The 13,469-nt window shown below is 38.7% G+C and carries 13 protein-coding genes; all 13 read left to right on the top strand.

From position 1 onward, the window contains the following. The first annotated feature begins 161 nt into the window (after window positions 1-161). The 13 genes from yfmF to M3225_RS02545 all read left to right on the top strand — a co-directional run bounded on the left by yfmF (window position 162) and on the right by M3225_RS02545 (window position 13,264). Window positions 162-1,457, top strand: coding sequence for an EF-P 5-aminopentanol modification-associated protein YfmF (gene yfmF / locus M3225_RS02605; RefSeq protein WP_251390943.1), 1,296 nt, complete (start codon window positions 162-164; stop codon window positions 1,455-1,457). Beyond that, entirely contained in the window at window positions 1,444-2,727 is a 1,284-nt protein-coding gene (gene yfmH, locus M3225_RS02600; protein ID WP_025750276.1) for an EF-P 5-aminopentanol modification-associated protein YfmH, read from the top strand. Before yfmF ends, yfmH begins: the two co-directional genes overlap by 14 nt. Before the next feature lie 63 nt (window positions 2,728-2,790). After that, window positions 2,791-3,516 (top strand): elongation factor P 5-aminopentanone reductase, encoded by a 726-nt coding sequence (gene ymfI, locus M3225_RS02595; RefSeq protein WP_251390941.1) that lies wholly within the window; start codon window positions 2,791-2,793, stop codon window positions 3,514-3,516. Between the two features lie 65 nt (window positions 3,517-3,581). Continuing rightward, entirely contained in the window at window positions 3,582-3,842 is a 261-nt protein-coding gene (locus M3225_RS02590) for a DUF3243 domain-containing protein (RefSeq protein ID WP_013058809.1), read from the top strand. A 213-nt stretch (window positions 3,843-4,055) separates the two neighbouring features. Continuing rightward, on the top strand, window positions 4,056-4,847 hold the full coding sequence (locus M3225_RS02585) for a DUF3388 domain-containing protein (protein ID WP_013058808.1): 792 nt from the start codon (window positions 4,056-4,058) through the stop codon (window positions 4,845-4,847). A gap of 12 nt (window positions 4,848-4,859) precedes the next feature. Next, window positions 4,860-5,843, top strand: a complete 984-nt coding sequence (locus M3225_RS02580; protein WP_251390939.1) for a helix-turn-helix domain-containing protein — start codon at window positions 4,860-4,862, stop codon at window positions 5,841-5,843. Between the two features lie 144 nt (window positions 5,844-5,987). Next, window positions 5,988-6,572, top strand: a complete 585-nt coding sequence (gene pgsA / locus M3225_RS02575) for a CDP-diacylglycerol--glycerol-3-phosphate 3-phosphatidyltransferase (RefSeq protein ID WP_028411382.1) — start codon at window positions 5,988-5,990, stop codon at window positions 6,570-6,572. 16 nt (window positions 6,573-6,588) lie between these two features. Then, on the top strand, window positions 6,589-7,830 hold the full coding sequence (locus M3225_RS02570) for a competence/damage-inducible protein A (RefSeq protein WP_285885207.1): 1,242 nt from the start codon (window positions 6,589-6,591) through the stop codon (window positions 7,828-7,830). A 199-nt stretch (window positions 7,831-8,029) separates the two neighbouring features. Then, window positions 8,030-9,067 carry a recombinase RecA gene (gene recA / locus M3225_RS02565; protein WP_251390935.1) on the top strand — a complete coding sequence of 346 codons (1,038 nt, stop codon included), beginning with the start codon at window positions 8,030-8,032 and terminating at the stop codon, window positions 9,065-9,067. Between the two features lie 281 nt (window positions 9,068-9,348). Then, window positions 9,349-10,908: a ribonuclease Y gene (gene rny, locus M3225_RS02560; RefSeq protein WP_013058803.1), complete on the top strand. Its 1,560-nt coding sequence runs from the start codon at window positions 9,349-9,351 to the stop codon at window positions 10,906-10,908. Window positions 10,909-10,989: 81 nt separating this feature from the next. Beyond that, window positions 10,990-11,787, top strand: coding sequence for a TIGR00282 family metallophosphoesterase (locus M3225_RS02555; protein WP_251390933.1), 798 nt, complete (start codon window positions 10,990-10,992; stop codon window positions 11,785-11,787). 223 nt (window positions 11,788-12,010) lie between these two features. Then, a complete protein-coding gene (gene spoVS, locus M3225_RS02550; protein ID WP_003181955.1) occupies window positions 12,011-12,271 on the top strand; it encodes a stage V sporulation protein SpoVS in 261 nt (86 codons plus the stop codon). A gap of 75 nt (window positions 12,272-12,346) precedes the next feature. Continuing rightward, window positions 12,347-13,264, top strand: a complete 918-nt coding sequence (locus M3225_RS02545) for a dipeptidase (RefSeq protein ID WP_251390931.1) — start codon at window positions 12,347-12,349, stop codon at window positions 13,262-13,264. The last annotated feature ends 205 nt before the right edge of the window (window positions 13,265-13,469 follow it).

Raw genomic sequence — 13,469 nt, 5'->3', positions numbered from 1 at the left:
GAGAGAAAGAATATGAAAAGAAATGAGGAAGCGCGCGGCAAGTTACTTGAAAATGTTTCCTTGAATTCGATATAGTGGTTACAAGACTAAAATTAGCGTTAAAGATTCAAAATAGAAGTAATGTCTAGTTAATACATCAAAATTTAAAAGGAGGTTTATATATGAAATTATTGACTGAACAAAAACATGAACTAGAAGGATTGACTGTTCACGCCATTCAAACAGCTAAGTACAAAACAAACACGTTCATTTTAAAACTAAATGCCCCTTTAGATAAGAAAACGGTGACAATGCGTGCCCTTTTACCTTATGTGCTTCAAAGCGCTACCGAGTCACTGCCGTCTACAACAAAGCTTCGTACATATTTAGATGAGCTTTATGGTGCTACTTTACAAGTAGACTTAACAAAAAAAGGTGATAACCACGATATTACGATTCGCATTGATATAGCGAATGAAAAATATTTGAAAGATTCAACTCCGCTTTTGCAAAAAGCGTTAGCGCTTCTTGGCGATATTTTATTAAAGCCAGCAGTTGAAGGGAACTCTTTTTTAACGGATATTATGACAAAAGAAAAGCGTTCGCTTCGTCAGCGAATTCAAGCTGTATTTGATGATAAAATGCGCTATGCTAATTTAAGATTAGTCGAAGAAATGTGTAAAGAAGAACCTTACTCTTTGCATGTAAACGGTCAAATTGATGACGTGGAAGAAATTACAGGTGAAAGTTTGTACGCTTATTATCAGCAGGTGTTAAAAGAAGACGCCATCCACCTTTATGCTATTGGGGATTTGCAAGTCGAAGAGGTTTTACAAACAGTAAAAGAAACATTTACTTTACCAAAGCGCGAGCAAAAAGACATTGAAGATTCTATTACGTCTAAAGATATCTCAAAAATAAATGAAGTGGTGGAAAAACAAGAAGTAAAACAAGGGAAATTAAATATTGGCTACCGCACAAATGTTGTATACGGAGATAGACAGTATTTTGCTCTGCAAGTATTTAACGGCATATTCGGAGGTTTCTCACATTCTAAGCTATTTATCAATGTGCGTGAAAAAGCAAGCTTAGCCTATTATGCCGCTTCGAGGGTAGAAAGTCATAAGGGATTACTAATGGTCATGTCTGGTATTGATGCTAAAAATTACGACCAAGCTGTTACCATTATTAAAGAACAAATGCAGGAGATGAGGCAAGGATCGTTCACAGACGGCGAAATCGCTCAAACGAAAGCGGTCATTCACAATCAGCTGCTTGAAACGGTGGATACTCCGCGAGGACTAGTAGAGGTTATGTATCATAATGAATTAACAGGCAAAGACATTTCAATTGACGAATACTTAAAGCAGATTGATGCGGTATCTAAGCAGGAAATTATTAAAGTGGCTGAGAAAATTGAAATGGATACAATTTATTTCTTAACAGGAACGGGCGGTGAAGAAAATGGAGAAAATTGAATTTTCGCAGCTTCAGGAACAGCTGTATCATGAAAAAATGGATAATGGGCTGCAAGTATATATTTTGCCAAAACCGGAGTTTAACAAAACGTTTGCCACTTTTACAACGAACTACGGATCGATTGACAATCAATTTGTACCACTAAATGAAAATGAAATGACAAAAGTTCCGGACGGAATCGCACACTTTTTAGAGCATAAATTATTTGAAAAAGAAGACGGAGATGTCTTTCAGCAGTTTAGTAAACAAGGTGCTTCGGCCAATGCATTTACTTCTTTTACCCGCACAGCGTACTTATTCAGCTGTACGTCTAATTTTGAAGAAAACCTTGAAACATTAGTGGACTTTGTACAAGAGCCATACTTCTCAGAAAAAACGGTAGAAAAAGAAAAAGGCATTATCGGTCAAGAAATTACGATGTATGACGACAATCCGGACTGGCGCTTATATTTTGGTACCATTCAAAATATGTACAAAAACCATCCTGTTAAAATTGATATTGCCGGCACGATCGAATCTATTTCACATATTAATAAAGATTTGCTGTATACATGCTATGAAACGTTCTACCATCCAAGCAACATGCTGTTGTTCATTGTAGGTCCTGTGGATGCGGAAAAAGTAATGAAGCAAGTTCGAGACAATCAGCAGAAAAAAGATTATAAAGAAATCTCTGACATACAGCGTCATTTTGACGAAGAGCCTGAAACGGTGGATCAAGAAAAACAAGTATTAAAAATGCCGGTGCAGTCTTCCAAATGTATGGTGGGACTAAAAGCGAAAAATCCGCAGCGTTCAGGCGGAGAAATGCTTAAATACGAGTTAGCAATGAATATTATTTTAGATTACGCGTTTGGAAAAAGCTCTTCGTACTATGAGGAATTATATGCAGACGGACTCATTGATGAAACGTTTGCTTATGATTATACGGAGGAAAGAGGATTTGGTTTTGCTCTTATCGGAGGAGATACGGACCAACCGGAGCAGCTGTATGATCGAGTTAAACAAATTTTACTTGAAATGAAAACAAAATCACTAACAGAAGAGGAACTTGAGCGTATCCGTAAAAAGAAAATTGGCGGATTTTTACGTTCATTAAACTCACCTGAGTTTATCGCTAATCAGTTTACACGCTATGCATTTAATGATATGAATTTATTTGATATTGTTGAAACGTTAGAAAAACTGAAGGTGAACGAAATAAAAGATGTGCTAAACGAGATTATTGATGAAAAGAACTTTACGGTTTGTGAAGTAGTACCTAAATAAAGATGATTGTTGCCAAAAAAGCTGATGTTCATCAGCTTTTTTGCATGTGAAGGAGAGAAGGTTATGGAGAAATTTGCCCTTGTGACAGGCGCAAGCGGAGGAATTGGCACAGCTATTGCTGAAAAATTGGCTGAGGATGGATATTCGCTTATTTTGCACTATCATCAACGAAGAGACAAAATAGAGGCGCTTGCACATGAGCTGGCTGAAAAGGTAAAAACCGTGTTTACGGTACAAGCGGATTTATCATGTAAAGAGGGAGTGGAGAAGTTTTTAAAGGAAATTATTGTTCCGGTAGAAGTTATTATTCATAACAGCGGACGAAGTGTTAGCGGGTTAATGACAGATACTCCGGCAAAAGAAATCGAAGAAATGATCTATCTTCACATCACGGCTCCCTTTGTCATTACAAAAGCTTTATTGCCTAAAATGATTAGCGCTAAGAGTGGAAAAATTATTATGATTTCTTCCATTTGGGGACTTACAGGAGCTTCGTTTGAAGTTCTTTATTCAATGGTAAAAGGTGCACAAAATACGTTTGTAAAAGCTTTGGCAAAAGAGGTTGCGTTAAGTGGAATTCGAGTCAATGGAGTTGCGCCCGGAGCGATTGAAACGGATATGATGGCCAGCTATTCAAAAGAAGAGATTGAAGAGCTGGCTGAAGAGATCCCTTTAGGAAGAATGGGAAATCCAAAAGAAGTGGCAGATGCGGTTTCATATTTAATATCTTCATGTGCTTCGTATATAACGGGACAAATATTATCGGTTAATGGCGGTTGGTACATATAAAGTGTGCATAAAATCAAAAACAAGGTACAAACTATGATATGAATAAACCTTAAGGAGGGCTACTCATGTCAGTACTAGAAAACTGGGATAGCTGGAAAGATTTTTTAGGCGACCGTTTACATCATGCGCAAAATGAAGGAATGCAAGAAGAAGTTATTCATGATCTTGCTTATCAAATTGGTGGATATTTAGCAAACCAAGTTGATGCAAAAAATGATCAAGAGCGAATTTTAGCAGACCTTTGGAGCGTTGCTTCTAAAGAAGAGCAGCATGCGATTGCGAGCAGCATGGTGAAATTAGTTCAAAATAACGGATCAGTAAAATAAGTTATCGTTTCTAAAAAGGAGCTAATTCACCGCGTGTGAAAGCTCCTTTTTTCTTAGAATCAAATAGTACAAATAAATAAGCGCTTACATAAATAACAAATGTAGAACTACTTGTCTTTAGGGTTTATAATATAATGGAAATCATTTATAGTTAAACTAGGTGGAAAAAAGGGGGCACCTCTCGAAGGCCAGCCAAGAAATGGGAGGGGTTTGATGGAGAAAATTGAGTGGTATTTAGAATACCAAATACAAAAAAATCGTCCAGGTCTTTTAGGTGATATTTCATCGCTTCTTGGAATGTTGTCAATTAATATTGTCACAATTAATGGAGTGGATGATATTCGCCGTGGATTATTGCTGCGCTGTGATTCACATGAGCAAATAGACAGGCTTGAATCTATTTTGAAAACAATGGATAATATAATTGTGACAAAAATGAGACCGCCTAAATTGCGTGATAAGTTAGCAGTGCGTCACGGTCGCTATATTCAGCGGGACGCAGATGATAAAAAGACGTTCCGTTTCGTAAGAGATGAATTAGGTTTGCTCGTAGATTTTATGGCGGAACTGTTTAAACAAGACGGTCATAAGCTTATTGGCATTCGAGGTATGCCGCGAGTAGGTAAAACCGAATCGATTGTAGCAGCTAGCGTATGTGCTAACAAAAGGTGGCTTTTTGTGTCTTCTACACTCTTAAAACAAACGATTCGCAGTCAGCTTATTGCTGATGAATACAACGCTGATAATATTTTTATTATTGATGGGATTGTATCGACAAAACGAGCGAATGAAAAGCACTGGCAGCTTGTTCGAGAAGTAATGAATGTACCCGCGACAAAAATTGTGGAGCATCCGGATGTATTTGTTCAAAATACCGAGTATTCGTTAGATGATTTTGCCTACATTATTGAAATAAGAAACGACCCCAATGAGAAAATTACATATGAAATAATGGAAGGTCCTCAAATGTTTCAAGACGGTGGATTATCGATGTTTGATTTTTAGCATAATTGGTAGGTGTTAGCATTGACAGAGTTGGGACAAAGGTTAAGACAAGAACGAGAAAGCAAAGGATTGTCGTTAGAAGATTTACAGAAACTAACGAAAATTCAAAAACGTTATTTACTGGGTATTGAAGAAGGCAATTATGAGGTTATGCCGGGGAAATTTTACGTGCGAGCGTTTATTAAGCAATACTGCGAAGCGATTGGGTTGGATACAGATGCTATTTTTGAAGAATACAAATCAGACATTCCTTCAACTCAAACAGAAGACATCCCGCAGCAGCTTTCGCGCGTTCGCAGCCGCAAAGAAATTCCTCAGCATACAAAAGGAGTTTCAAAAGCATATGACTATCTTCCAACTGTCCTAGTGGTAGCAGGAGTTGTAGTTGTAGGGATTATTATTTGGGTAATTGCTCAAAATATTGTCTCAGATCGAAACAAGGAGCAGGCTACCCAAGACGCTCCAAACAGTGAGGTTCAGCAGTCTAACACGCAGGAAGAAACAAATGATACTACTGCAAAAAATGACAATAGCACGTCAGAAGATGACCAAAGCGCTGCTGATAAGAAAGAACAAGAAAAAGAAAAAGCCGCAAAAGAAAAAGCTGAGAAAGAAAAGGCTAAGAAAGAAAAAGCTGACAAAGAAAAGAAAGACAGCGGTAAACAAGAATACAAGGAAGTTCAAAAAACAGGCAGAAGTGCTACGTATGCTCTTTCCGGTACAGATGCATTTAATCTAGAAGTAACATCTACTCAAGCAGATACTTGGTTAGATGTGAAAAACGGAAAAGGAAATGCTTTCTTTAGCTCCATTCTAAAAAAAGGTGAAACAAAAGAATTTGATTTGACGAAAGAAACTGAAGCTCGTGTCAACATCGGTTATTCACCTGGAGTAGAGCTAAAAGTAAATGGAAAAGCGGTTGACTTGCCGTTTGATTCATCCAAGCAAGTTCGACAAGTTGTAACGATTCAATATCAGCCGGCAGAAGCACAGTAAACAGCCTGTTTTAAAAAGTGTTCAGGGTGTAAATAAAGATAGTATGTGAATTAATCACTCATTCACGCTATAATAAAACCAAAGCCGTGCAAACAACTTCGTTTGCACGCTTTCAGTTTGTAACAGTAATTGGAGGCAGAAGAAGTGAATTTACCAAATAAGATTACCATTTCGCGAATTTTTCTAATTCCCGTATTCCTCATTTTTATGATGGTGCCGCTACCATTTGGCACAGTGGAGGCAGCAGGAAAAGAGATTCCGATCGCTCACCTATTAGGGGCAGCATTATTTATTATTGCATCTACAACAGACTGGATAGACGGATACTATGCACGAAAGTACGATTTAGTCACGAACTTGGGCAAGTTTTTAGATCCACTAGCAGACAAGCTGTTGGTTTCAGCTGCGCTTGTAGCTATTGTTGACTTAGATTTAATTGCAGGTGCAGGTTGGGCTGCTATCATCATTATTAGCCGTGAATTTGCTATCACAGGTTTAAGACTTGTACTAGCGGGGGAAGGAGAAGTTGTAGCAGCAAATATGTTAGGTAAAATTAAAACATGGACTCAAATTTTAGCTATTTCAGCTATTCTGTTGTACAACTTGCCTTTTGAATGGATTTCCATTCCATTTGCTAGCGTAATGCTTTGGATCTCAGTGATTTTTACCGTTATTTCAGGCTGGGACTACTTTGCTAAAAACAAACAGGCTTTTGTTAATTCAAAATAAGTAAGTTGGAGATGATATGATGAACGCTGAAATTATTGGAGTCGGCTCTGAGCTGCTGCTTGGACAAATTGCCAATACAAACGCTCAGTATTTATCGAAAAAATTAGCCGAACTTGGAATTAATGTTTACTATCATACGGTAGTAGGAGATAATGCACAGCGCTTGAAAGAAGTGATTGCTACCGCTCAAACGCGTGCAGATTTAATTATTTTCACAGGCGGGCTTGGTCCTACAAAAGATGATTTAACAAAAGAAACAATTGCGAGTGTGCTAGGAGTAGAGCTGACAATAAATGCGGAAGCACTTGAAAGCATTGAAGCCTATTTCAAACAGTCAAATCGTATCATGACGCCTAACAATAAAAAACAGGCAATTGTGCTAGAAGGTTCAGCAGTGCTCCCCAACGATTACGGAATGGCTCCAGGTATGGGGCTTACGGTAGAGGGAAAACACTACATGCTATTCCCCGGGCCTCCAAAAGAGCTCTATCCAATGTATGAATCGTATGGTCAAGAATTTTTAGCTCAAAAGCTTGAATTAAAAGAAAGTATTGAATCACGCGTTCTTCGCTTTTTCGGAATAGGAGAATCACAGCTTGAGACGGAAATTGAAGATTTGCTTGATGCGCAAACAAACCCGACGATTGCGCCGCTTGCAGGAGATGGAGAAGTGACGCTCCGCTTAACTGCCAAGCATGCTGATGCCGCTGAAGCACAGCGCATGTTAGACGAAGTGGAAAAAACCATTTCAGAGCGCGTAGGCGAGTATTTATATGGCTATGGAACAACTTCTTTACATAATGAATTGGTGAAAGAATTAACGGCGCAAGGCTTGACGATCGCTTCAGCTGAAAGTTTAACCGGCGGTTTATTCAGCGAACGTCTAACAACTGTTTCAGGTGCTGGAGAAGCTGTAAAAGGCAGCATGGTAGCCTATCATTATGAAATCAAGCAAAATATTCTTGGAGTGAGCGAACAAACGCTGAATCAGCATGGAGCCGTTAGCGAACAGTGCGCGGCTGAAATGGCTCAGCGTATTCAACAGTTATACAAAACCGATATTGGTATTGGCTTTACAGGTGTGGCTGGACCCTCTAAACAAGAAGGACATCCTGTAGGAACAGTGCATATAGGGGTCGCTTATAAAGATCAAACTCCTCAAGTTTACAGCTTGCAGCTATCTGGAAGCCGCCAAGGGATTCGTTCTCGAACGGTTAATTACGGCTGTCATTACGTATTAAAGACGATAAAGAAATAAAGAAAAAAGGCTGTTTAGTTTTACCAAAACAGCCTTTTTTTATTTTGTAAAAAAACGAACATTTATTCGCTTTTTGCTTGTCAAACGACTCAAAAACTAGTATAGTAAGTTATAGAAAGTTGTTAATTCGACATTGCTACTACATCGTAGTAAGTTTGCAGTTTATAGATGATTTCAAAGAGATAGAGGAGGAAATTGAGTGAACGATCGTCAAGCAGCCCTTGATATGGCTTTAAAACAAATTGAGAAGCAATTTGGTAAAGGTTCAATTATGAAATTAGGTGAACAAACGGAAAAAAGAATTTCTACAATTCCAAGTGGTTCATTAGCATTAGATGTAGCTTTAGGTGTAGGTGGATATCCACGTGGACGTGTAGTGGAAGTATACGGTCCAGAAAGCTCAGGTAAAACAACAGTTGCTCTTCATGCGATTGCAGAAGTCCAACAGCAGGGCGGACAGGCTGCATTTATCGATGCGGAGCACGCGTTAGATCCTGTATATGCTCAAAAATTAGGTGTTAATATTGACGAGCTATTATTATCTCAGCCTGATACAGGAGAACAAGCTTTAGAAATTGCTGAAGCCTTAGTTCGAAGCGGCGCAGTAGATATTATTGTTGTTGACTCAGTAGCAGCATTAGTGCCAAAAGCGGAAATTGAAGGAGAAATGGGAGACTCTCACGTGGGTCTACAAGCTCGTTTAATGTCTCAAGCATTGCGTAAACTATCTGGAGCTATCAACAAGTCTAAAACAATCGCTATCTTTATTAACCAAATTCGTGAAAAAGTCGGCGTTATGTTTGGTAACCCTGAAACAACTCCAGGTGGACGTGCGCTTAAATTCTATTCTTCAGTGCGTCTAGAAGTGCGTCGTGCAGAGCAGTTAAAGCAAGGAAACGATATTGTAGGTAACAAAACAAGAATTAAAGTTGTGAAAAACAAAGTAGCTCCGCCTTTCCGTGCTGCTGAAGTAGATATTATGTACGGAGAAGGTATTTCAAAAGAGGGTGAAATTTTGGATATCGCTTCTGAACTAGATATTGTTCAAAAAAGTGGATCTTGGTATTCATATAATGACGAGCGTCTAGGTCAAGGCCGTGAAAATGCAAAACAATTCTTAAAAGAAAATACTGATATTCGTCAGGAAATTGCAGGACAAGTGCGTGAACATCATGGTTTAGACCAAGATGGAGAGGCAGCTCCTGAGGATGACGATCAAGGCGATTTAAATATTTAATTTGCTGCGAGATAAAAAAAAGACTCCTCTATTTCAAAGAAGGGGTCTTTTTTTTGTAAAAATTGTTAATGCTAGAAAAGTAACATACGAAATTTCAATATATACTGTAGAGGCAGGCTTGACAATAAAAATGCACAGATTTACAATTAAGATGTATATTTTCCCTTTTTAAAACATTTTAGCGTTTAAAAGCCTTTGTGTGTATATTGAAAGGTGAATACGATGTACATGCCGACATGAAATTTAAAACTTACAAGTTTATAGCAAGGGGAGGTGAAATGATGGATACTAATACAATCATCTTCGCTTTGCTTGGCCTAATCGTCGGTGCAGTTGTTGGCTTTTTTGTTTGTAAATCGATTGCTGAAGCTAAAATTGCGGGAGCAAAGTCTAGTGCAGAACAAATTATTGATGAAGGAACCCGCGAGGCGGAAGCTTTGAAAAAAGAAGCTTTACTAGAAGCGAAGGATGAAATCCATCAGCTTCGTACAGAGGCAGAACAAGATATTCGTGATCGTCGAGCAGAACTTCAAAAACAAGAAAATCGATTAATGCAAAAAGAGGAAAATCTTGATCGTAAAGACGAATCACTTGATAAACGTGAAGCGTTACTTGAAAAGAAAGATGATTCTCTCACTGTTAAACAACAGCATATTGAAGAGATGGAAAGCAAAGTTGAAGAAGTAGTACGTGCACAGCAAACAGAGCTAGAGCGCATTTCAAGCTTAACAAGAGAAGATGCAAGAGCGATTATTTTAGATCGTGTTGAAAATGAACTTTCCCACGACATTGCAATAATGGTAAAAGAAACAGAAAACCGTGCAAAAGAAGATGCCGATAAAAAGGCGAAAGAAATTCTTTCACTTGCTATTCAGCGTTGCGCAGCAGATCATGTTGCTGAAACGACTGTCTCAGTTGTTAACTTGCCAAATGACGAAATGAAAGGCCGAATTATCGGTCGAGAAGGTCGAAACATCCGTACGCTTGAAACTTTGACAGGAATTGATCTTATTATTGATGATACGCCAGAAGCAGTTATTTTATCAGGATTTGACCCAATTCGTCGTGAGACAGCAAGAATTGCACTTGATAAACTCGTTCAAGATGGTCGTATCCATCCCGCACGTATTGAAGAAATGGTTGAAAAATCTCGCCGTGAAGTGGACGAATATATTCGTGAAGTTGGTGAACAAACGACGTTTGAAGTCGGTGTTCATGGGTTGCACCCAGACTTGATGAAAATTCTTGGTCGCTTAAAATTCAGAACAAGCTATGGTCAAAATGTGCTGAAACATTCAATGGAAGTAGCGCATTTATCAGGACTTATGGCTGCTGAATTAGGTGAAGATGAAACGTTAGCCAAACGAGCAGGATTGTTACATGATATTGGTAAAGCAATTGATCATGAGGTAGAAGGAAGTCACGTAGAAATCGGTGTTGAATTAGCTACAAAGTATAAAGAACATCCGGTTGTTATTAACGCGATTGCTTCTCACCATGGAGATACAGAACCAACATCAATCATTGCTGTACTAGTTGCAGCAGCAGATGCATTATCTGCTGCAAGACCAGGTGCTCGTAGTGAGACGTTAGAAAACTACATTCGTCGTCTTGAAAAGTTAGAAGAAATTTCAGAGTCTTATGAAGGCGTTGAAAAATCATTTGCGATTCAAGCAGGGCGTGAAGTTCGTATTATGGTGAAACCAGATACGATTGGTGATCTAGAAGCGCATCGACTTGCTCGAGATATTCGAAAACGAATTGAAGATGAGCTGGATTACCCTGGCCACATCAAAGTAACCGTTATTCGAGAAACAAGAGCAGTAGAGTATGCAAAATAAAAATGAAGTGGCGTTTCGCCACTTTATTTTTTTTCGTAGAGATGAAGATGCAGATTAAGAATGAAGTATAGGAGCTTTTACATGAGAATTTTATTTATTGGAGACGTAGTTGGTTCTCCAGGCCGTGAAATGGTTGAAGAATATTTACCGAGATTAAAAAGAAAATACTCTCCGGGACTTACAATCGTGAATGGAGAAAATGCAGCTTCAGGAAAAGGCATTACCGAAAAGATTTATCGTCAGTTCTTACAAGCAGGGGCTAACATTATTACTCTTGGTAACCACGCGTGGGACAAACGTGAAATTTTTGATTTTATTGACGATGCAAAAAATCTTGTTCGTCCAGCTAATTTTCCTGAAGGTACACCGGGCAAAGGAATTACGTATTTTACGTACAATCAGCTTGAGGTAGCCGTGATTAATTTACAAGGGCGCACGTTTATGGCTCCGCTTGATTGTCCATTTAAAAAAGCAGATCAACTAATTGAAGAAGCACGCCAGCGCACTCCGCTCATTTTTATTGATTTTCATGCTGAAACAACAAGTGAAAAGCAAGCGATTAGCTGGTATGTGGACGGTCGTGTCAGCGCTGTTGTCGGCACTCATACGCACGTTCAAACAGCTGACAATCGTATATTGCCAAAAGGAGCAGCTTACATCTCTGACGTCGGAATGACGGGACCTTATGACGGCATTTTAGGGATGGAGCGAGAAGCTGTTATTAAGCGTTTTTTAACATCTCTTCCTGTTCGATTTGAAGTGCCAAAAGAAGGAAGAACGCAGCTTAGTGGAATCGTTATTGATATTGATCAAAAGACGGGGAAAGCAACAAAAACAGAGCGAATTTTAATTAACGAAGACCATCCGTTTTTTGAATAAAGGGAAAAAGTCAATGTGTCGAAAGACGATACATTGGCTTTTTTATTTTGTCAAAAACGTAAAAAGAAAAAAGAAAGGTGTAGAAATATAAGTTTTTGAATATTTAGGAAAAACAAGCAGGAATACGTTTGACATATCGTGAATATAGTAACATTGAAATCAATTAAGTCATTGGTCTAATGATCTCTCATCATACATTGTAAAGAATAAGGAGGAGCTAGATATGGAAATATTAAAAGTTTCAGCAAAGTCTAATCCAAATTCAGTTGCTGGTGCCTTAGCAGGCGTGCTGCGCGAACGCGGCGCAGCAGAAATTCAAGCCATCGGGGCCGGGGCGCTTAATCAAGCAGTAAAAGCTGTAGCAATCGCAAGAGGGTTCGTTGCACCAAGTGGGGTTGATTTAATCTGCATCCCAGCTTTTACAGATATTCAAATTGATGGAGAAGAGCGAACAGCCATTAAATTAATTGTAGAACCGCGATAATTATAAAAACCACGGACCTGTAAAGCATAGAAGCCAAACAGGTCCTTTTTGTATAGAGTTAAAGGGGTGTTGTTTGTGATATTTGATGCTCATTGTGATGTATTGATGAAGCTCTGGTTAAATAAACGTTTATCTTTTACATATGATTCAGCGCTGCATGTCACGTTAGAAGGAATAAAAAAGGCGAAAGGGAAAGTTCAGCTATTCGCTATTTATATTCCAGAAGCTGTTCCGGCAGCTCAGCGCTTTGATGTTGCGTTAGAAATGATCCAGCTGTTTCAGAGTCATATTTTATCGCTTCCCGGTGTGAAATGGGTTCGTTCAAAACGCGATATAGAGAGCTTGCAAAAAGGTGAAATAGGAGCAATGCTGACGCTTGAAGGGTGCGATGCCATTGATACAAGTTTAGTTCGCTTAAAGACACTTTTTTTACTGGGTGTACGTTCAGTAGGTTTGACATGGAATTACAGCAATGCTGTGTGTGACGGTATTTTAGAACCTCGAGGCGCGGGGTTATCTTCTTTTGGGAGAGAAGTTGTTGAATTGAATAATGAACATAAAGTGTGGACGGATGTATCTCATTTATCAGTAAGAGGTTTTTGGGATGTCATTGAGCTAGCGCAATATGTAGTGGCTACTCACTCTAATTCACACGTATTGTGTTCTCATCCTCGAAATTTGAGAGACGATCAAATTCATGCTTTGATAAAGCGAAACGGTGTGATTGGCATTACGTTTGTCCCTGAATTTTTAACGAGTTCTGCCAAAGCGCAGATAGCGGACGTGATCCGTCATCTTGATTACATGTGTGAAAGAGGAGGCGAATACTCCGTTGGTTTTGGCTCTGACTTTGACGGCATTGACAAAACGGTTCATCGTCTCGGAAGATATGAACAGTATACGAATTTAATCGAAGAACTGCTTAAGCATTACACTGAGGAGCAGGTAAAACGTTTTCTGTTTCAAAACTTTGCTGATCGTGTATGCAACTAATAAAAAAAGAGCTTTTTCTTCTTGGAAAAGCTCTTTTTTATGGAAGTTATTTATATACTAATGCCTCATGTGAAGGCAGAAAATATCATTAAAAAACTTCATCTTATTCATTAAATATAAATATAATTAAAACGATTGAGAATTCAATGGAAAGGCTTGCATTTTTCTGGCAATCGGAATAAAATTGAAAACGGATTATGGAGCT

The sequence above is a fragment of the Priestia aryabhattai genome, from assembly GCF_023715685.1.
Taxonomy (GTDB): domain Bacteria; phylum Bacillota; class Bacilli; order Bacillales; family Bacillaceae_H; genus Priestia; species Priestia aryabhattai_B.
Note: the sequence above shows the minus strand (reverse complement) of the source record. Positions and strands in the feature narration are given on the sequence as shown.